This is a genomic window from Stenotrophomonas sp. TWI377, from assembly GCF_039674525.1.
Classification (GTDB): Bacteria; Pseudomonadota; Gammaproteobacteria; order Xanthomonadales; family Xanthomonadaceae; genus Stenotrophomonas.
Genome location: NZ_JBDJNT010000027.1, coordinates 1 through 17,957, shown reverse-complemented (window position 1 = coordinate 17,957; position 17,957 = coordinate 1). Strand labels below are relative to the sequence as shown.

Annotated in this window: 20 protein-coding genes; 8 read left to right on the top strand and 12 right to left on the bottom strand. The window is 67.4% G+C overall.

Annotated features, from left to right (window positions below; genetic code table 11):
- Positions 1-76: 76 nt before the first annotated feature.
- From ABE546_RS17205 to miaB, 8 genes are all read right to left on the bottom strand, one after another.
- Positions 77-1,075, bottom strand: coding sequence for a magnesium and cobalt transport protein CorA (locus ABE546_RS17205; RefSeq protein ID WP_313217796.1), 999 nt, complete (start codon positions 1,073-1,075; stop codon positions 77-79).
- A 15-nt stretch (positions 1,076-1,090) separates the two neighbouring features.
- Positions 1,091-2,347 (bottom strand): DUF4105 domain-containing protein, encoded by a 1,257-nt coding sequence (locus ABE546_RS17200; protein WP_346464567.1) that lies wholly within the window; start codon positions 2,345-2,347, stop codon positions 1,091-1,093.
- 8 nt (positions 2,348-2,355) lie between these two features.
- The gene (locus ABE546_RS17195; protein ID WP_313217798.1) at positions 2,356-3,237 is read right to left on the bottom strand and encodes a transporter associated domain-containing protein; all 882 of its coding nucleotides are present in this window, start codon (positions 3,235-3,237) and stop codon (positions 2,356-2,358) included.
- A 65-nt stretch (positions 3,238-3,302) separates the two neighbouring features.
- The gene (locus tag ABE546_RS17190) at positions 3,303-3,896 is read right to left on the bottom strand and encodes a hypothetical protein (RefSeq protein ID WP_313217800.1); all 594 of its coding nucleotides are present in this window, start codon (positions 3,894-3,896) and stop codon (positions 3,303-3,305) included.
- 82 nt (positions 3,897-3,978) lie between these two features.
- Entirely contained in the window at positions 3,979-4,665 is a 687-nt protein-coding gene (locus tag ABE546_RS17185) for a hypothetical protein (protein WP_346464566.1), read from the bottom strand.
- 55 nt (positions 4,666-4,720) lie between these two features.
- On the bottom strand, positions 4,721-5,206 hold the full coding sequence (ybeY, locus tag ABE546_RS17180) for an rRNA maturation RNase YbeY (protein ID WP_121041647.1): 486 nt from the start codon (positions 5,204-5,206) through the stop codon (positions 4,721-4,723).
- Complete coding sequence (locus ABE546_RS17175; RefSeq protein WP_088433024.1) at positions 5,203-6,189, bottom strand: PhoH family protein; 987 nt, start codon at positions 6,187-6,189, stop codon at positions 5,203-5,205. The genes ybeY and ABE546_RS17175 overlap by 4 nt, the downstream gene beginning before the upstream one ends.
- Before the next feature lie 237 nt (positions 6,190-6,426).
- Positions 6,427-7,890: a tRNA (N6-isopentenyl adenosine(37)-C2)-methylthiotransferase MiaB gene (gene miaB / locus ABE546_RS17170; RefSeq protein ID WP_346464565.1), complete on the bottom strand. Its 1,464-nt coding sequence runs from the start codon at positions 7,888-7,890 to the stop codon at positions 6,427-6,429.
- Between the two features lie 119 nt (positions 7,891-8,009).
- Here miaB and ABE546_RS17165 point away from each other — a divergent pair, with 119 nt between their 5' ends.
- From ABE546_RS17165 to ABE546_RS17140, 6 genes are all read left to right on the top strand, one after another.
- Positions 8,010-8,966: a lytic transglycosylase domain-containing protein gene (locus tag ABE546_RS17165; protein WP_346464564.1), complete on the top strand. Its 957-nt coding sequence runs from the start codon at positions 8,010-8,012 to the stop codon at positions 8,964-8,966.
- Between the two features lie 171 nt (positions 8,967-9,137).
- Positions 9,138-9,758: a ubiquinol-cytochrome c reductase iron-sulfur subunit gene (gene petA, locus ABE546_RS17160; RefSeq protein WP_019186259.1), complete on the top strand. Its 621-nt coding sequence runs from the start codon at positions 9,138-9,140 to the stop codon at positions 9,756-9,758.
- Positions 9,759-9,760: 2 nt separating this feature from the next.
- Positions 9,761-11,020, top strand: a complete 1,260-nt coding sequence (locus ABE546_RS17155; protein WP_123728838.1) for a cytochrome bc complex cytochrome b subunit — start codon at positions 9,761-9,763, stop codon at positions 11,018-11,020.
- Positions 11,013-11,759 carry a cytochrome c1 gene (locus tag ABE546_RS17150; protein ID WP_313217808.1) on the top strand — a complete coding sequence of 249 codons (747 nt, stop codon included), beginning with the start codon at positions 11,013-11,015 and terminating at the stop codon, positions 11,757-11,759. Before ABE546_RS17155 ends, ABE546_RS17150 begins: the two co-directional genes overlap by 8 nt.
- 160 nt (positions 11,760-11,919) lie before the next feature.
- Positions 11,920-12,555, top strand: a complete 636-nt coding sequence (locus ABE546_RS17145) for a glutathione S-transferase N-terminal domain-containing protein (protein ID WP_019186262.1) — start codon at positions 11,920-11,922, stop codon at positions 12,553-12,555.
- Positions 12,556-12,708: 153 nt separating this feature from the next.
- On the top strand, positions 12,709-13,152 hold the full coding sequence (locus ABE546_RS17140) for a ClpXP protease specificity-enhancing factor (protein ID WP_313211246.1): 444 nt from the start codon (positions 12,709-12,711) through the stop codon (positions 13,150-13,152).
- Between the two features lie 173 nt (positions 13,153-13,325).
- Here ABE546_RS17140 and ABE546_RS17135 read toward each other — a convergent pair whose 3' ends face one another.
- The 4 genes from ABE546_RS17135 to ABE546_RS17120 form a co-directional block, all read right to left on the bottom strand.
- Complete coding sequence (locus tag ABE546_RS17135; protein WP_313211245.1) at positions 13,326-13,682, bottom strand: DUF3301 domain-containing protein; 357 nt, start codon at positions 13,680-13,682, stop codon at positions 13,326-13,328.
- A gap of 84 nt (positions 13,683-13,766) precedes the next feature.
- Positions 13,767-14,894 carry a DUF2272 domain-containing protein gene (locus tag ABE546_RS17130; protein ID WP_346464563.1) on the bottom strand — a complete coding sequence of 376 codons (1,128 nt, stop codon included), beginning with the start codon at positions 14,892-14,894 and terminating at the stop codon, positions 13,767-13,769.
- Positions 14,895-15,034: 140 nt separating this feature from the next.
- Positions 15,035-15,892: a carboxylating nicotinate-nucleotide diphosphorylase gene (nadC, locus tag ABE546_RS17125; RefSeq protein ID WP_313211243.1), complete on the bottom strand. Its 858-nt coding sequence runs from the start codon at positions 15,890-15,892 to the stop codon at positions 15,035-15,037.
- Complete coding sequence (locus ABE546_RS17120; RefSeq protein ID WP_346464562.1) at positions 15,889-16,158, bottom strand: Trm112 family protein; 270 nt, start codon at positions 16,156-16,158, stop codon at positions 15,889-15,891. The genes nadC and ABE546_RS17120 overlap by 4 nt, the downstream gene beginning before the upstream one ends.
- Positions 16,159-16,217: 59 nt before the next feature.
- Here ABE546_RS17120 and purE point away from each other — a divergent pair, with 59 nt between their 5' ends.
- Together purE and ABE546_RS17110 are read left to right on the top strand one after the other, a co-directional pair.
- On the top strand, positions 16,218-16,721 hold the full coding sequence (purE, locus tag ABE546_RS17115; RefSeq protein ID WP_019186188.1) for a 5-(carboxyamino)imidazole ribonucleotide mutase: 504 nt from the start codon (positions 16,218-16,220) through the stop codon (positions 16,719-16,721).
- A complete protein-coding gene (locus tag ABE546_RS17110; RefSeq protein WP_313217813.1) occupies positions 16,718-17,866 on the top strand; it encodes a 5-(carboxyamino)imidazole ribonucleotide synthase in 1,149 nt (382 codons plus the stop codon). Before purE ends, ABE546_RS17110 begins: the two co-directional genes overlap by 4 nt.
- Positions 17,867-17,957: the final 91 nt, after the last annotated feature.

Here is a 17,957-nt window from a genome sequence, read left to right as displayed (position 1 = left end):
GGCTCGCGCCGTGGTGGCTTACGGTCGCCCGCCATGGCGGCCAACGGTCGTCGCCGTAGCGACCAACGGTCGCTACCTACAGCCAGCGTGCGCGCTTGAACAGGCGGTACAGCCCCACGCACACCGCACCGACGCCGATGATCATCGCCGGGTAAGCCCACGGCTTGTCCAGTTCGGGCATGTTCGTGAAGTTCATGCCATACCAGCTGGTGATCAAGGTCGGGGCGGCCAGCAGCGCCGCCCAGGCACCCAGGCGCTTGACCGTCTCGCCCTGGGCCAGGGTCACCAGCGACAGGTTCACGCTCAGCGCGGTGCCCAGCATTTCGCGCAGGGTGTCGATCACATCACTGATCCGCACCGCGTGGTCGTGCACGTCGCGCAGGTAGAGCTTCACTTCGTCCGGCACCAGGTCGCCCTGGTAGCGCTTGATCTGCGAGAGCATGTCCTGCAACGGCGCGACCGCCATGCGCATCTTGTTGAGCTCGCGTTTGAGCTCGTACAGGCGCACCACGGTCTGGCGCTTGTAGTTGTCGGAAAAGATATCCTTTTCCAGCAGCTCCAGCGTGTCGCGGTAACGCTGGGTGATCGGCAGGTAGTTGTCGACCACGAAATCCAGCACCGCATACAGGCAGTACGACGGGCCCATCGTGCGCAGCAGGTCCGGCTCGCGCTCCACGCGGGCGCGCGGGGCGGCATAGGACAGCGATGCGCCATGGCGCACCGTGACCAGGAAGCGCGGGCCGAGGAAGGCGTGGGTCTCGCCGTAGCGGATCCGCTCGTCCACCATCTGCGCGGTCGTGACCACCACGAACAGCGAATTGCCGTAGGCCTCCACCTTTGGCCGCTGATGCGCATTGCGGGCGTCTTCGATGGCCAGCGAGTGCAGGCCGAATTCTTCCTGCAGTTTCAGCAGCACGCTGTCGTCGGGTTCGTACAGCCCCACCCACACGAAGCCGTTGTCGCTGGCGATCACATCGCTGATCGCATCCAGGCCGATGTCGTGGCGCTTGCCCTGGTCATCGTAGTGAACGCAGTTGATGACGCAGGCGGGGTTTTCAGGTGTGACGGTATCCATGGCGGGCATCGTGCGTCAGCGGCCCGTGACGGGCAGGTCACGGCGGCCCAGCACCCATGCCAGCGCCACGTGGATGGGCAGCAACAGCACGATCCACTGCAGGTTGTACTGCGCCTGCAAGGTCAGCCAATGCAGCACCAGGCCGAGCAGCGACACGCCGGCGACCGCCCACAGCACGAACCGGAACCACGCGCGCGGCACGCGGCCGCGCAGCAGGGTGATCGCAGCGGGAACGAGCAGCAGGCACAGCGGCGAGAGCTGCAGCAGGTTGCGGTTGGCCCAGGCGGCCTGGTGCGCACTGAAGCCCCACAGGTAGGTCAGCAGGGCGCCACCAATGCCGCAGAACAGCCAGAACGGCAGCGCCAGGCCACCCAGCAACCGGCGCCGGCGGCGCAGTGCAACCACACCCGCAGCGGCGATCAGGCCGCACAGCAGCCAGGGCCACCAGCTGCGCGGGGACTCGGTCGGCTCCGGGGCGATCCGGTGCGGCAGCAGTTCCTGCTCGGCCTGCACCAGCGGGCGACCTTCGCTGTTGCGCACCTGGCGCAGCGCATCGGCCAGGCGCATCGGCACGAAGGCTTCCTGCCAGCGCGACAGCGGCTGGTCGGCGAACGGGCCCAGGCCGATATCGAAGCCCAGCCACATCCACGGCGACGGCGAGGCCAGGCGCACCGATTCACTGCGGTAGGTGTTGCCGCGCGAGCGCCCGGACAGCTGCGAATGCAGCCCGCCACCGAGGGCACCATCGATCGCATCGCGGACCATGGTGGCGCAGTTGGCGGTGTAGTAATCGTAGTGGTAGCGCGCGTTCTCGGGCTTGGCACGCTCGGCCAGCGACGCGGCCAGGGTGCGCGCCTGCGCGGGCGTCAGATCCAGCCACTGCACGCTCGCACCGCGGCCGCTCTCCTGGTAGTACGACAGGTCCTGCCCGAGCGGCAGCGCGACCAGGTAATACATCATGTCGCCGCGCACGAAGTTGCCGATGAAATCGGACTCGCTCGGGTCGAAGTAACCGAAGTTGTACGAGGTGGCGTCGCCGGTGACCGGATCGACCACGACCAGCGCGTCATGGCCGAAGCGTTCGAAGAAGATCTCGCCCGGCTGCATGGTGACCACGCCGATGCGTGGCGCCTCGGCGGCAGGGGCAGGGGCGGCCGTGGCAGGCACGGCATCCTGCGCGGCCAGCGCCCCGAAGGGCAGGCTGGCCATCGCAAGCAGCGACAACACGAACAACAGGCGGCACAGCGACCACCGATTCAAAGGGGCCCGCATGGCGTGGGTCAATCCTCGTTGTGGGTGTCGGGCGGCAGCACGGTCACATGGAACGCCTGCACGCGCCGGGCATCGGCACGGGCCACCCGGAACACGAAGCGGTCCAGGGTGAGCTCATCGCCGGTTTCGGGCAGGTGCCCGATCGCCTCGGTGACCAGGCCACCGATGGTGTCGTAATCGTCGTCGGGGAACGTGGCACCGAAGCGCTCGTTGAAATCCTCGATCGCGGTCAATGCATCGACCACGTACTGTCCGTCGGCCTGGATCGCGATCTGCGAGGTGTGGTCCTCGGCCTCGTCGTGCTCATCGTCGATCTCGCCGACGATCTGTTCCAGCACGTCCTCGATCGTGACCAAGCCGGCGACACCGCCGTACTCGTCCACCACGATGGCCATGTGGTTGCGCGAGAGCCGGAACTCCTTGAGCAGCACGTTGAGCTTCTTGGCCTCGGGGATCAGCACCGCCGGGCGCAGCAGCTCACGGATGTTGGCCGGCCCGTTGTCGGCAACCACGCCGCGCAGCAGGTCCTTGGCCAACAGGATGCCGAGGATGTCGTCCTTGTTGTCGCCGTGCACCGGGAAGCGCGAATGGCCGGATTCGACCACCTGCTTCATCAGGTCAAGGAAGGGGGCTTCGACCGGCAGGGAGACCATCTGCGAGCGCGAGATCATCACGTCGCCGACGGTGAGCTCGGCCACCGAAATGGCGCCTTCCATCATCCGCAGCGTGTCGGCGGCGATCAGGCCGTCTTCGTGCGCGGTGTGCAGTACCGCCACCAGCTCGTCGCGGGTGTGGGGTTCGCCGGAGAAGGCAGCGGTCAGGCGTTCGAGCCAGCTGCGCTTCTTTTCATTGTGCTCCAGGGTGGAGCTACTACTGTCGTCTTCAGACATCTCTGGAAAAAAAGGCACCCGGCGTGCCGGGCGTTGGATTTAGTCTATCAGGATGCGGGCGCCTGTCAGCGCCCGGCCGAGGGCGGATTCACGCCCGGCAAGGGGGCCGGGGCGGCGCCCGGTGGCGGGGTGTCTTCCTCCGGTGGCAGGTCCAGGCTGTAGGTACAGCCGGCCAGGGTCTTGCCGGGGTGGGATTTGACCGTGGACAGGCTCAGGATCACCGACTCGATCAAGGCCTCGCCGGTACGCGGGTCGGTGACGTCGCGGCTGACCAGCTCGCGCCCGGCCATGAACTTCACCGGGGTGTCCACGCCATCCTCCAGCGCCAGGCGCTTGGCCAGCGGGCGCGGGTCGGCCAGATCCAGGATCGCCATGATGCTGGCCCCGGCCACCGTGATGTATTCGGCACGCTCGCCGAACACCGTGATCGGGGCGGCCAGGCGGAACTCGCTCATGAACTGGTTGGTCTGCGGCAGCGGCTGCAGGCCGTTGGCGACCGCCTTGAGCGGGTCGGCCACGACCGGGGCCACCGCGTCGTAGTCGCTCACGCTCTGGCGGCATTCGATCAGGGCGCTCAGGTCCAGCGGCGCCGCCTCGGCGAAGGCCGGGGTGGGCAGCAGGGCGAGCAGGCCCAGGCAGGCACATCGGAACGGGGTCATCGCAACAGGTCCATCAACTAAGGCGTGCACGGCACGGACGCGGCACCGATGATAGCGGGCGCCGGTTCGCCGTGGCAGGGCATCAACGGCGTCGGAACAGCCAGCGCAGGGTGGTGGTGAAGGAAACCACCGCGATGCCGGCCGCGCACAGCACCAGCGCGGAGGCGCCCAGGTGGATCACTCCCGGGCCGCCGGCGGTGACCGCCATCAGCGCGCGCCCGAACACCAGTGCGAAGGCTGCGGCGAGCACGAACAGCAGTGCCACCTGTACGGGCCGTGCGCGGAATATCGATGACTGGGCAGGCGGTGCTCCGTCGCGTCGCGCCCAGCGATACAGGGTGCGCCAGCCCAGCGGGGCCGCCAGGGCAGCGGCCAGCCCGGACCAGCCGACCACGTTCAGGGCGGTGGCGCTGAGCGTCGCCCCGGCCGGACCGGCCAGCAGATGAGGCAGGATCAGGCCGGTGACCACGCAGGTGAGCGTGCCCAGCACCAGCGTCGCCGCCGCCAGCGCAGACAGGCGCCTGGCCGAGACAGCCGATAGCGGCGCGCGCTGTTGACGTGCCTTCCACCAGCTGCGTGCGGGCGTCAATGAGAGCGATGCGATCACCGCGGACAGTGCGAGCATTCCCCACCGCAGCGCGATGGGATCGCGGCCGGCCGGGGTCAGCCCGGCGAGGCCCGGCGCACCGACCGCGCAGTACAGCAGCGCGATGACCGACACGGCAAGCAGTACCGGACCAAGTGCGGAGCGGCGATCAGGAACCGGCATGACGACATACCTCCTTGTATGACGGGGAAATCAGCAATCGCAACGACCCTTCGGTTCAGCGCTCGCCGGCATACGGATCGGCAATGCCCAGTTCGGCCAGGATGTCGCGCTCCAGCTGTTCCATGGCGTCGGCTTCCTTCTCGTCCTCATGGTCCCAGCCGAGCAGGTGCAGCACGCCGTGCACGGTCAGGTGCGCGTAATGGGCGTTGAGCGCCTTGCCCTGCTCGTCGGCCTCGCGGGCGACCACCGGGGCGCAGATCACCAGATCGCCGAGCAGCGGGAATTTCACGCCCTTGGGCAGGCCCTCCGGCAGTTCGGCCGGGAAGCTGAGCACGTTGGTCGCGTAGTCCTTGCCGCGGTAGTGCCGGTTCAAGGACTGGCCCTCCTTCGCATCGACCAGCCGGATCGCCAGGTCGGCCTCGCGGATGCGGCCCTTCAGGGCGGCGGCCACCCACTTGCGGAAGCTCACCGCCGAGGGCAGACCGGCGCGGGGCAGGGCGTAGCTGATGGCGACGTCCAGTCGCACGGGACCACGGGTCATGGGGTCGCTCCGGGTTGGACCTGCTGCAGATCGCGGCGGTCGTAGGCGCTGACGATGCGGGCCACCAGCGGGTGACGGACCACGTCGCGCGCTTCGAAGAAGGTGAAGCTCACGCCCTCGACATCACGCAGCACATCGATCGCATCGCGCAGGCCGGACTTCACGTGCTTGGGCAGATCGGTCTGGGTGAGGTCGCCGGTCACCACGGCCGTGGAGCCGAAGCCCAGCCGGGTCAGGAACATCTTCATCTGCTCGACCGTGGTGTTCTGCGCTTCGTCCAGGATCACGTATGCATCGTTGAGCGTGCGGCCGCGCATGTAGGCCAGCGGCGCGATCTCGATGACGTTCTTCTCCAGCAGCTTGAGCACCTTCTCCACGCCGAGCATTTCATACAGCGCGTCGTACAGCGGCCGCAGGTACGGGTCCACCTTCTGGCTCAGGTCACCGGGCAGGAAGCCCAGCTTCTCGCCGGCTTCCACCGCCGGGCGGACCAGGATCAGGCGCTGCACGCGCGCTTCATTGAGCGCTTCCACCGCGCTGGCCACGGCCAGGAACGTCTTGCCGGTGCCGGCCGGGCCGATGCCGAAGTTGATGTCGTGCGTGGTGATCTGATGCAGGTAGCGGGCCTGGTTGGCGCCGCGGCCGCGCACGGTGCCGCGCTTGACCTTGATCGCCACTTCCTGGGCCTCGTAGGCGCGCTCGACCACATGCTCCACGTTGGCCTGGTTCAGCCGCAGGTGGATGGCATGGCTGTCGAACACCACGTCGCCGGCTTCGGCGTACAGCGCTTCGATCAGGGCCTGCGCATCGGCCACCACGGCCTTGGGGCCGGTCACGCGGAACACGTGGCCACGGTTGGCGATTTCCACGCCGAGTTTGAGTTCCACCTGGCGGAGATGTTCATCGAACGGGCCGGCCATGTTGGCCAGGCGCTCGTTGTCTTCCGGGGTGAGGGTGAAGTCGCGTTGTGCGAGTGCGGTCATTGCGTCCGGCGGCCGCCGGTCCAGCCGACCGGGCCGCAAGCAGGGAAAGGGAGAACAGGGTAGCGCGGGTGTGGGGCCGCCGCTACAGCACCGGCGGAAAGTGGTTTTCCACAGGGGCTGTGCAATGCCGGTGCAGCAACCTGTGGATAGGTGGCGCCAGCCCTACTGCGGCAATGGGTTCAATTGCGTGGTCAAAAAAGCGTCAACGATGGCCGGACCGACGTCCGGCCATCCCGCTCAGTCTGCCGTCACCATCCGCGCCCGCAGCGAGTTGCTGTACGCCTCGGTGATCACCACATCCACGAACTGGCCGACCAGGCGCGGGTGCCCCGGGAAATTCACCGAGCGCATGTTCTCGCTCTTGCCGGTCAGCTCGTTCGGGTTGCGCTTGGAGGGGCCTTCCACCAGCACGGTCTGCACGGTACCGACCATCTTTTCCGAAATGGCCGCGGCCTGCTCGTTGATCCGGGCCTGCAGGCGCGACAGGCGCGCGTGCTTTTCCGCATCGGTGGTGGTGTCTTCCAGATCCGCCGCGGGGGTACCCGGGCGCCGTGAATAGATGAAGGAGAAGCTCTGGTCGAAGCCCACGTCCTCGATCAGCTTCATGGTCTTCTCGAACTCGGCGTCGGTCTCGCCGGGGAAACCGACGATGAAATCCGAGCTGATCGAGATGTCCGGACGCACCGCGCGCAGCTTGCGGATCTTGGATTTGAATTCCAGCGCGGTGTAGCCACGCTTCATCGCCGAGAGCACGCGGTCGCTGCCGGCCTGCACGGGCAGGTGCAGGAAGTTGGCCAGCTGCGGCACGTCGCGGTAGGCATCGATCAGCGAATCGCTGAACTCCAGCGGGTGCGAGGTGGTGAAGCGGATCCGGCCGACGCCGTCGATCTCGGCGATGGTGCGGATCAGCAAGCCCAGGTCGGCGAACTCGCCGTCGCCATACGGGCCGCGGTAGGCGTTGACGTTCTGGCCGAGCAGGTTGATCTCCAGCACGCCCTGGGCGGCCAGCTGCGCCACTTCCACCACCACGTCCTCGAACGGGCGGCTGACCTCGGTGCCGCGGGTGTAGGGCACCACGCAGAACGAGCAGTACTTCGAGCAGCCTTCCATGATCGAGACGAACGCGGAGGCACCCTCGGCACGCGGCTCGGGCAGGGCATCGAACTTCTCGATCTCCGGGAAGCTGATGTCCACCTGCGATTTGCCCGATTCACGGCGCTGGCGGATCAGCTCCGGCAGGCGGTGCAGGGTCTGCGGGCCGAACACCAGATCCACGTGTGGCGCGCGCTTGATGATCGCCTCGCCTTCCTGCGAGGCCACGCAGCCGCCGACCCCGATGATCACGCCACGGCCGTTGTTCTTCAGCGCCTTCCAGTAACCGAGCTGGCTGAACACCTTCTCCTGGGCCTTCTCGCGGATCGAGCAGGTGTTCATCAACAACACGTCGGCCTCGGCCGGGTCGTCGGTGAGTTCCAGCCCTTCCGAGGCGGCGAGCACGGCGGCCATCTTGGTCGAGTCGTACTCGTTCATCTGGCAACCGTGGGTCTTGATGTACAGCTTGCCGCGCACCGGACCCGTCACCTGCGGCCTGGCGCCGGGCAGGGGGAGCAGATCGGGGCGGGGGGCGGAGCTGGGCGGAGCAGAGGCAGGCAAGGCAGAACCGGCCGAAGTCGGCGCGGTCGAAGCTGGCGTCCCGGTCATGGCGCTTATTCCAGTCGGGTGGGCGGGCAGGCAGCCGGATGGCTGCGGTGAGCAGGTCATTGTAGCCGGGTCGGGCTCCCCCCTTGGCAATCCCCGGCGAATTGGGGACACTCCCGCTCATGAAGGGGATGTTGGGGATCGCTGCGCTGGCCTTGGCTGCGCTGACCGCTATGCCGGCCAGTGCGGGCACCCTGTACAAGTGCGTCGGCAGTGACGGCATTCCCAGCTATGTGAGCAAGCGTGTGGCCGGGGCCGCCTGCAGCGTGATCAGCAGCTACCGGCCCGACCGCAGCGCGGCGCCCCGCCGGGCCCTGGCAACGCCTCCCGCGCCGACGCCGGCGGCGCCGATCGCCGGTGCCACGCCCGCCCCGGTCCGGGCCGATACCGCCACGACGGCGACCGCGATCACCCCGGCTCCTGCCCAGGCCACCGCCCCGGCCACGGTGCTGAGCGCGCCGTCCGCCCCGGCAGCGGCCGCTGGCAAGGCAGGGAAGGTCCGCAGCGGCCAGCTGTATGCCTATATGAAGGATGGCGTTCGCCATTACACCAGCGCACGCCCGGCCGGTATCGCCAGCATTGGCCAGGTCCGCACCATCCATTACAGCTTCATCGAGCGCTGCTACGCCTGCGGGGCGAACCCGGCCGTCAACTTCGGCTCGGTGCGGCTCAACACCACGGCCTACCAGAGCGAGATTGCCGCCGCCGCCCGTGAGTTCGGGGTGGAAGAGGCGGTGGTCCGCGCGATCATCCATGCCGAATCGGCCTACAACCCGACCGCGCTCAGCCGCGCCGGCGCACAGGGCCTGATGCAGCTGATGCCACCGACCGCGCGCCGTTTCGGGGTCAGCGATTCCTTTGATGCTTCGCAGAACATCCGCGGCGGCGTGCAGTACCTGTCCTGGCTGCTCAAGCGCTTCAACGGTGATCTCACCCTGGCTGCGGCGGGCTACAACGCCGGCGAGGGCGCGGTCGACCGCCATGGTGGCGTGCCGCCTTACAGCGAGACCCGGTATTACGTGAAGCGGGTGGCCCTGTTGGCCGACCGCTATCGCGGCGCAGTGGCCAGCCATCAATAACCCATGGCGCCGGTGGTACCTGATGCCGTACTGTCGGGGTAATGTCGTTCCGTAGTACCGCGTTGTGTGGCCGACTTCGGTTCAGCTACACTCGCGGCTGATTCAATGTGGACTGGCCCCCACCGGTCTGCTGGCAGCCTCAAGCTACCTAAATCAATATCGGAGTGCCGGATGGCCAACGATGGGGTAAACGATCCAGTCAACACTGGACGTCGGCGGTTTCTCTCAGCAACCACTGCGGTGGTCGGAGCGGTCGGCGTCGGATTTGCAGCGGTACCGTTCATCAAGTCCTGGAATCCCAGCGCCCGCGCCAAACTGGCCGGTGCCCCGGTGATTGCCGACATCAGTGCGCTCCAGGAAGGCCAGCGTCTGGTCATGGAGTGGCGTGGGCAGCCCATCTGGATCGTCAAGCGCTCCAAGGCCATCCTCGATGCACTGCACGGGCTGGACGGCCGCCTGAAGGATCCCGAGTCGGGCGAGAAAGAACAGCAGCCCGAGTACGTGCTCAAGCAGAATCCCGAGTTCCGTTCGATCAAGGCCGAGGTATCGGTGCTGGTCGGGCTGTGCACCCATCTGGGCTGTTCGCCGGAAATGGTCGCCGAGATCCGCCCCGAGCCCTACGACCCGCAGTGGAAGGGCGGCTACTTCTGCCCCTGCCACAAGTCGCGCTTCGATATGTCCGGTCGCGTGTTCAAGGATGTTCCGGCACCGATCAACCTGCTGGTGCCGCCGCACCATTACCAGGACGACAACACCATCATCATCGGCGTTGATCCGCAGGGGGCGGCTTGATCATGGCCAATATCCTTTCCCGCACCGCCACCGGACTGGCCGACTGGGTCAACGCCCGCGCGCCGGGCCTGATGCCGGTCTACCGCAAGCACGTCAGCGAGTATTACGCGCCCAAGAACTTCAACATCTGGTACTACTTCGGTTCGCTGGCGCTGCTGATCCTGGTCAACCAGATCGTCACCGGCATCTTCCTGACGATGCACTACAAGACGAACGCGGCCGAAGCGTTCGCCTCCATCGAATACATCATGCGGGACGTGGAGTGGGGCTGGCTGATCCGCTACATGCACTCCACCGGTGCCTCGCTGTTCTTCATCGTGGTCTACCTGCACATGTTCCGCGGCCTGCTCTACGGCAGTTACCAGAAGCCGCGCGAACTGGTCTGGATCCTGGGCATGCTGATCTACCTGGTGCTGATGGCCGAAGCCTTCATGGGCTACGTGCTGCCCTGGGGCCAGATGTCGTTCTGGGGCGCCAAGGTGATCATCTCGCTGTTCGGCGCGATCCCGGTGATCGGGACCGGCCTGACCGAATGGATCATGGGCGACTACCTGCCCAGCGACGCCACCCTCAACCGCTTCTTCGCCCTGCACGTGATCGCGCTGCCGCTGGTGCTGCTGCTGCTGGTGGTGCTGCACCTGGGCGCGCTGCATGAAGTGGGCTCCAACAATCCGGACGGCGTGGAGATCAAAAAGGGCCCGAAGGGCAACCGCTGGTCGGCCACCGCGCCTACCGATGGCATTCCCTTCCATCCGTATTACACGCTCAAGGATGCGGTCGGCGCCGGCTTCCTGCTGATCATCGCCGCCTTCATCATCTTCTTCGCCCCGGCCTTCGGCGGGTTGTTCCTCGAGCACGACAACTTCACCGAGGCCAACCGCCTGGTGACGCCCGAGCACATCAAGCCGGTCTGGTACTACACCCCGTACTACGCCATGTTGCGCGTGGTGCCCAACAAGCTCGGGGGCGTGATCGTGATGTTCTCGGCGATCGCCATCCTGTTCCTGGTGCCGTGGCTGGACCGGGCGCGGGTAAAGTCCTACCGCTACCGCGGCCTGCTCTCGCGCGGCCTGCTGGGCATGTTCGCGGTGTGCTTCGTGTGGCTGGGCGTGATCGGCTCCGGCCCGGGTACGGATGCGCACGAGACCTACATCGGGCGCGTGCTGACCTTCCTGTATTTCGCCTTCTTCATCACCATGCCGCTATGGACCAAGCTGGACAGGACCAAGCCGGTACCGGACCGGGTGACCACGCATGACTGACCACTGGATTGTCCGGCTGGCCTGCGCGGCGGCCCTGATGCTCGGTGTCGCGGTGGCCGATGCCGCCGAGGGCGCCAAGACCCTGCAGGCCGGCAATGACCTGAGCGATCGTGCCTCGCTGCAGCGCGGCGCGCAGCTCTACATGAATTACTGCTCCGGCTGCCACGCGCTGAAATACCTGCGCTACTCGCGCATGGCTGCCGATCTCGGGTTGAGTGAAGAAGAGGTCATGAACAACCTCAACTTCACCGGCACCCCGGTGGGTGAACCGATTCCGGTGACGATGCCCAAGGCGCAGGCCGAGAAGTGGTTCGGCAAGATGCCGCCGGACCTGAGCCTGATCTCGCGCGTGCGGGGCAGCGACTGGGTCTACACCTACCTCAAGTCGTTCTACCTGGATCCCACGCGGCCGCTGGGCTGGAACAACACCGTGTTCCCCAATGCCTCCATGCCCAACCCCCTGTGGGAAATGCAGGGGCTGCAGCATGCGGTGCATGGCAAGGCCGAGGGCCCCGGGCTGGATGCACCGGTGGTCGGGCTGAAGATCGAACAGCCGGGCAACATCGATGCCGGGCAGTACGATCAGGCGGTGCGCGACATCACCAACTTCCTGGAGTATGCCGGCGAGCCGGCTGCCCTGAAACGCCAGAAGCTGGGCGTGTGGGTGATCCTGTTCCTGGCGCTGCTGACCTTCCTGGCCTATCTGCTCAAGAAGGAATACTGGAAGGACGTCCACTGAGCGGTCGGACGCCTTCCCGCGTCGATCGTTCCTGCCGTGGGACGATCGACCTATTGGCTTTTGTGATGTGCGGTTGCACACTCGGGTACTGTGACGACCGTTGGCAATGGGCTGGCGGCGCCGATACGACCGGCGGTTACCGGACGTTGGAGAGCCTTTGATGGCGGCGAGCGTACGCATGCGGAATACCCTGACGCTGTTTTCCTCGAACGACGATGTGCTGTGCCATCGCGTGCGGCTGGTATTGGCGGCCAAGGGCGTCACTTATGACTCCGTGCCGGTCGACCCGCAGAACCCGCCCGAAGATCTCATCGATCTCAATCCGTACCACTCCGTGCCCACTCTGGTGGAACGCGAGCTGGTGCTGTACGCGGCGTCGGTGGTCAGCGAATACCTGGACGAGCGCTATCCGCACCCGCCGCTGATGCCGGTCGATCCGCTTTCGCGGGCCCGCATCCGCCTGGCGATGTTGCGCATCGAACACGACTGGGTGCCACAGGTCCAGGCCATCCAGCTGGGCAACAAGACCCAGGCCGAGGCCGGGCGCAAACGGCTCAAGGAACTGCTGACCAGCGCGGTGCCGTTGTTCAAGGCCAGCAAGTTCTTCCTCAACCCGGAAATGAGCCTGGCCGACTGCGCGATGGCGCCGATCATCTGGCGACTTCAGGCACTGGACGTGCCGCTGCCGAAGGATGGCAAGTCGATCGAAGACTATGGCAACCGCATTTTCCGGCACCCCGGCTTCATCCGCAGCCTGACCGACCAGGAAAAGAAACTGCGCGATCTGCCGGTCTGATCGGCGGGATGTGTGCCGCATGCGGCACACCCGTGTACTGAACGAAATCGCGGTGCCGGTACGCGCCATGGCTGACCTGCGGGTAGGCGGGCGCGTACACTTGCACCAGGCAATCCGGATCAAGAGCAGCCGAGCACGGCTCGGCTCTACCACATGACTGAAGACACTTTTCGCATGACCAGCCACCGTCCGTACCTGTTGCGGGCCTTGGTGGAATGGATCAATGACAACGACCTGACGCCGCATATCCTGGTCGACGCCGGCATGCCTGGCGTGCAGGTGCCGCAGAGCGCGGTCAAGGACGGCCGCGTCGTCCTGAACATCGCCGAGCGCGCCGTGGTGCGCCTGCATATCGACAATGACAGCGTGAGCTTCTCGGCCCGCTTCTCCGGCACCAGCTACCCGGTGCAGGTGCCGATCTCGGCCGTGCTGGCCGTGTACGCCCGCGAGACGGGGCAGGGCATGGCGCTGCCGGATGACATCCCGGGCCATGAGCCGGGTCCGGACGATGCGCTGCCGCCGGACGATTCACCGACCCCGCCGGACGATGCACCGCCCAAGCCCAGCGGTCGCCCGCATCTGCGGGTGGTCAAATAAGACCCACCATGGCCGCCGCAAGGCGGCCATTTCATTGGGGATCCACGACACCGACCCGGTAGAGCCGACCGTTGGTCGGCTGCGGTTGGTTGGCTGCTGTTGGTCGGCTGCCGTGGGTCGGTTGTCTTGGATGTCCGTAGAGAGCAGCCGACCAACGGTCGGCTCTACCGGGCTCAGACGTCTTCGGCATCCCGTGTATCGATATCGCGGCGGATCTCACTGATCCGCGCCGCCGACGGCCCCACGAACGTGATCAGCTGATCACCGCGCAGCACCATGCGCCCGCTGTGGCGGTCCACGCCATCGTGCGAGTACTCGAACTTGAAGGTGCGCTCCCAGCCCAGCCAACCGTTCTCCTTGCGGCATACGCGCAGGCCGGTGGCGTGCACGCTCTGGTCCAGCCACTGCACATCGGCAGCGCGGCAGGCATTGCGCCCGAGCACGCCTGCACGTTCGGCGGCGGCACGGGAAGAATTCCAGAAGGCGTAGGCAAACGCGCCGGCAATCATCAACAGGATCAAACTGGGCATCGGTGACTCGGCGCGGTCAGGGAGGTCGGTCCTCCCAAGATGGCGACGAATGCGGCGCGGATCAAGCCATCCGCGCGATCGCGATCAGGGCGTGCGCGGTGGCGGTGGCGGTGGCGGGACGGGTATCGGTATCGGTGTCGGCGTCCGAGTCGGGCTCGCCGGCGGGGCCGGAACCGGGTTCGCGCTCGGGACCGGAGGACGGGGCGGCACCACGGTGGGCGCTCGCATCGGTGCCTGGGAAGCCGGGGCCGCCATCGGCGGCGCCGTCACGCCGGGAGCGGGCAGGGTCGCCGGGTCCGGAGTTCCCATCGGCACCGTCGCCGGCGCGGTCGCCACCAGCTTCAGCAGTGCGGCCCAATCCTGGCGATTGAAGCTGCATTCCTCTTCGCGGCCCGGCGTGCAGCCCAGATCCACCCCATCGCCTGCACCGGCCTTGGCGGGCGGCAGCTCGATCCGGCCGCTGCGGTCCAGCGACAGTTTGCGCAACGCCACGGTGTTCATGACGTTGCCGCCGATCAGATACAGCGTGCGGTCGCCGCCCATGTTGGCCGCGATCACCACTTCGCAGTGCGATTTCCAGTGCGTCACCGCGCCGCTGCCCAGCGACTGCACCAGCCCGCTGTAGCTCAGGGTCTCGCGGCGGTCGCGCAGGTAGCACAGCAGGTCGCCGGGCGCGGGTTTCTCCTGCGCCGGGTCGGTCATCCGGTATGGCCCGCTGTTCTGGTAGGCGGCGCGGATGTAGTCGATGTGTCGGGGCGAGCGGGTAAAGCCGGGTACCGAGGCGCGGGTCATCACCCAGGAAATGAAGGCGGCCGACCACGGGTTGTCTATCAGGAACGCACGGCAGTCGCTATCGGTGTAGCGCGTGCCCGGTGGGGCCAGGCAGCTCGATGCGCCGGGCTGGCTGCCCATCGGCGTCAACGTGCCGCTCTGCCGCCAGTAGCCGACCACCCGCTGCCACGCGACGAGGCCGTTGTCGGCCAGGTGGACGTCCTCGGATTCGGTCACGCTGAGGCTGGCCGCGCGGCCATCGCGGTCGATGAAGGGGCGGTACCAGAGGCGGTGTTCGTTGCAGGCGGTCTGCACGATGGCCACGGCCAGCGGGCTCAGCCCGAACCGCGGGGGCACATCGCAGACCTCGGCCGCGGATGCGGTGGCCGGCAGCAGCGTCGCCAGCGGCGACAGACATGCAAGCAGGAACAAGGGGCGCATACGCGCTCTCCGGGTGGGGGCAGGGCAAGCCTCGCAGACCCGGTCTGCCGATCCCGTGAACACCGCGCGCCGACGCCGAACGACCAACGGTCGTGCGCTACCAGCCCGGTCGGTGTCGACCGTTGGTCGACACGCGCGTTTCAGCCCGGGGGCGGACCCAGTTTCAATGACAGGTCGATTGCCTGCACATGCTTGGTCAGCCCGCCGATGGAAATGCAGTCCACGCCGTCCTCGGCGATCGCGCGCAGGCCGTCCAGGCCGACACTGCCGGACACCTCCAGCGGAATCCGCCCGGCCGCGATGCGCACGGCCTCGCGCCGCGTGGCGGCATCGAAATCGTCGATCAGGATGCGGGTGCAGCCCACCGCCAGCGCCTCGCGCAGCTGGTCCAGGTCTTCGACCTCGACCACCAGCGGCAACGCCGGCCACTGCGCACGCGCCGCCAGCACCGCAGCGGTCAGCGAGCCGGCCGCGCGGATGTGGTTTTCCTTGAGCATCACCGTGTCGAACAGGCCCAGGCGATGGTTGTCACCGCCGCCGCAGCGCACCGCGTATTTCTGCGCCACGCGCAGGCCGGGCAGGGTCTTGCGGGTGTCCAGGATCCGCGCGCCGGTACCGGCCACGGCCGCGACGTACTGCGCGGTGGTGGTCGCCGTGCCGGACAGCGTCTGCAGGAAGTTCAACGAGGTCCGCTCGGCGCTCACCAGGCTGCGGTTGCGGCCTTGCAGCAGCGCCAGCACCGTGCCGGCGGCGACGCGGTCGCCCTCGGCCACGCGCCACTCGATCCTGACCTCCGGATCGAGTGCCCGGTGGGTCGCATCGAACCACGGGCGGCCGGCGATCACCGCGTCCTGCTTGCACAGCAGGTAGGCGCTGTCGGGGCGGTCCGGAAGCAGGGCGGCGGTGACATCACCGCTGCCGATGTCCTCGGCCAGCGCACGGGCCACATCGGCGGCCACCAGGGCGGCCTCGGGGGCCGGCACGGGGAGGTGGCTCATTTTTCCGGGAAATCGGCGATCTGGTCGGTGGCGATGGCCTCTTCGGCCAGCAGCACCGGGATGCCGTCGTCCACGCGGAACACCTGCTTGCGGTCGCGGGTCAGCAGGGCCTCGCGCAGCGTCTGCGCCTGCGGGCTGCCATCGGCCTTGAGCACGGCACCGCTGCCGATCGCGCGGTTGAGCGCGTCCAGGCCGGTGGCGTCGAGCAGGGACAGGGGCTGGCGCGTATCGGGCGAGCACAGGAGGTCGAGCAGCTTGCGATCCATGAATTCTTCGTCTTGCGTGGAAGATGGCTAGAATACGTCTTTAAGGCAGGTGACGGCCAATGACCCTCAACCAAACCGCGCCGCTCGTCGGCATCGTCATGGGATCCCGCTCGGATTGGGAAACCATGCAGCACGCCGCCCAGAAGCTGGATTCGCTGGGCGTTCCCTATGAAGTGAAAGTGGTCTCGGCGCATCGCACGCCGGACGTGCTGTTCACCTACGCCGAGCAGGCTGGCCAGCGTGGCCTGCGCGCGATCATCGCCGGTGCCGGCGGGGCCGCGCACCTGCCGGGCATGATCGCCGCCAAGACCGCCGTGCCGGTGCTGGGCGTGCCGGTGCAGTCCAAAGCCCTGAACGGCATGGATTCGCTGCTCTCGATCGTGCAGATGCCGGCCGGCATTCCGGTCGCCACCTTCGCCATCGGCAACGCCGGCGCCTCCAACGCGGCGTTGTTCGCAGCCGCCATGCTGGCCTCGGACCAGCCGGCGATCGGCGAAGCGCTCGAGGCCTTCCGCGCCCGCCAGACCGAAGACGTCATGGCCCACGACGACCCGCGTCAATGACCCCCAGGACCGTTGGCATTCTGGGCGGCGGTCAGCTCGCCCGCATGATGGTCCTGGCCGGTGCGCCGATGGGGCTGCGCTTCGAGCTGTTCGACCCGGCCGCCGATGCCTGTGGTGCCCAGGTGGCACCGCTGCAGGTGGCCGCGTTCGAGGATGAGGCGGCCCTGGCCGCGTTCGCCGCCCGCGTGGACGTGGTGACCTTCGATTTCGAGAACGTGCCGGCGCGCAGCGCCAAGTTCCTGGCCGAGCGCGTGCCGGTGTATCCCAATCCGGATGCGCTGGCCGTGGCCCAGGATCGGCTCAGCGAGAAGACCCTGTTCCAGTCGCTGGGCATCCCGCTGCCGCCCTTCGCCGATATCCGCAGCCGCGACGAACTGGCGGCCAAGGTCGCCGAGTTCGGCATGCCCTGCATCGTCAAGACCCGCCGGCTGGGCTATGACGGCAAGGGCCAGTTCCGGATCCGCAGCGCGGCCGACATCGACGCTGCCTGGGACACCCTCGGCAGCCAGGTCGAGAAGACCGGCCTGATTCTGGAAGGCTTCGTCGCCTTTGATCGCGAGGTCAGCGTGGTGGCGGTCCGCGGGCAGGATGGCGAGTTCCGCGCCTGGCCGATCACCGGCAACTGGCACGTCAACGGGGTGCTCTCGGCCAGCCTGGCCCCTGCGCAGCTGCCGGCGCTCCAGCACGAGGCGGCCATCGGCTACGCACGTACGCTGGCCGAGCGCCTGGACTATGTCGGCGTGTTCGCGCTCGAACTGTTCTGCCGCGGCGATGAACTGCTGGCCAACGAGATGGCACCGCGCGTGCACAACTCCGGCCACTGGACCATCGAAGGCAGCGAGACCTCGCAGTTCGACAACCACCTGCGCGCCGTGCTCGGCCTGCCGCTGGGCGATACGCGCATGCTGGGCCATGCCTGCATGCTCAACTGGATCGGCCAGATGCCCGATGCCAACGCGGTGCTCGGCCAGGCCGGCGGCCATTGGCACGATTACGGCAAGCAGGCGCGGGACGGGCGCAAGGTTGGCCATGCCACGCTGCGTGATGACGATGCGGCGGCGCTGGCCGGTGCATTGGAAAGCGTCGGTGCGCAGCTTGATCGCGGTGAGCAGGTCGCGCCGGTCATCGAGATCCTGCGCGGTTGAAGGCGAGGGGTGGGGGGCCGCGGCCCCGCCGACCCCGGCGCACCGCCCCACCAGCGGGGGGTCCCGGCCGCCAGAAACCCCAGGCGCGGGG

Excerpts from the sequence above, each read along its gene's own strand:
- ABE546_RS17205 (WP_313217796.1), bottom strand. The coding sequence starts at position 1,075 with ATGGATACCGTCACACCTGAAAACCCCGCCTGCGTCATCAACTGCGTT.
- ABE546_RS17200 (WP_346464567.1), bottom strand. The coding sequence starts at position 2,347 with ATGCGGGCCCCTTTGAATCGGTGGTCGCTGTGCCGCCTGTTGTTCGTG.
- ABE546_RS17195 (WP_313217798.1), bottom strand. The coding sequence starts at position 3,237 with ATGTCTGAAGACGACAGTAGTAGCTCCACCCTGGAGCACAATGAAAAG.
- ABE546_RS17190 (WP_313217800.1), bottom strand. The coding sequence starts at position 3,896 with ATGACCCCGTTCCGATGTGCCTGCCTGGGCCTGCTCGCCCTGCTGCCC.
- ABE546_RS17185 (WP_346464566.1), bottom strand. The coding sequence starts at position 4,665 with ATGCCGGTTCCTGATCGCCGCTCCGCACTTGGTCCGGTACTGCTTGCC.
- ybeY (WP_121041647.1), bottom strand. The coding sequence starts at position 5,206 with ATGACCCGTGGTCCCGTGCGACTGGACGTCGCCATCAGCTACGCCCTG.
- ABE546_RS17175 (WP_088433024.1), bottom strand. The coding sequence starts at position 6,189 with ATGACCGCACTCGCACAACGCGACTTCACCCTCACCCCGGAAGACAAC.
- miaB (WP_346464565.1), bottom strand. The coding sequence starts at position 7,890 with ATGACCGGGACGCCAGCTTCGACCGCGCCGACTTCGGCCGGTTCTGCC.
- ABE546_RS17165 (WP_346464564.1), top strand. The coding sequence starts at position 8,010 with ATGAAGGGGATGTTGGGGATCGCTGCGCTGGCCTTGGCTGCGCTGACC.
- petA (WP_019186259.1), top strand. The coding sequence starts at position 9,138 with ATGGCCAACGATGGGGTAAACGATCCAGTCAACACTGGACGTCGGCGG.
- ABE546_RS17155 (WP_123728838.1), top strand. The coding sequence starts at position 9,761 with ATGGCCAATATCCTTTCCCGCACCGCCACCGGACTGGCCGACTGGGTC.
- ABE546_RS17150 (WP_313217808.1), top strand. The coding sequence starts at position 11,013 with ATGACTGACCACTGGATTGTCCGGCTGGCCTGCGCGGCGGCCCTGATG.
- ABE546_RS17145 (WP_019186262.1), top strand. The coding sequence starts at position 11,920 with ATGGCGGCGAGCGTACGCATGCGGAATACCCTGACGCTGTTTTCCTCG.
- ABE546_RS17140 (WP_313211246.1), top strand. The coding sequence starts at position 12,709 with ATGACTGAAGACACTTTTCGCATGACCAGCCACCGTCCGTACCTGTTG.
- ABE546_RS17135 (WP_313211245.1), bottom strand. The coding sequence starts at position 13,682 with ATGCCCAGTTTGATCCTGTTGATGATTGCCGGCGCGTTTGCCTACGCC.
- ABE546_RS17130 (WP_346464563.1), bottom strand. The coding sequence starts at position 14,894 with ATGCGCCCCTTGTTCCTGCTTGCATGTCTGTCGCCGCTGGCGACGCTG.
- nadC (WP_313211243.1), bottom strand. The coding sequence starts at position 15,892 with ATGAGCCACCTCCCCGTGCCGGCCCCCGAGGCCGCCCTGGTGGCCGCC.
- ABE546_RS17120 (WP_346464562.1), bottom strand. The coding sequence starts at position 16,158 with ATGGATCGCAAGCTGCTCGACCTCCTGTGCTCGCCCGATACGCGCCAG.
- purE (WP_019186188.1), top strand. The coding sequence starts at position 16,218 with ATGACCCTCAACCAAACCGCGCCGCTCGTCGGCATCGTCATGGGATCC.
- ABE546_RS17110 (WP_313217813.1), top strand. The coding sequence starts at position 16,718 with ATGACCCCCAGGACCGTTGGCATTCTGGGCGGCGGTCAGCTCGCCCGC.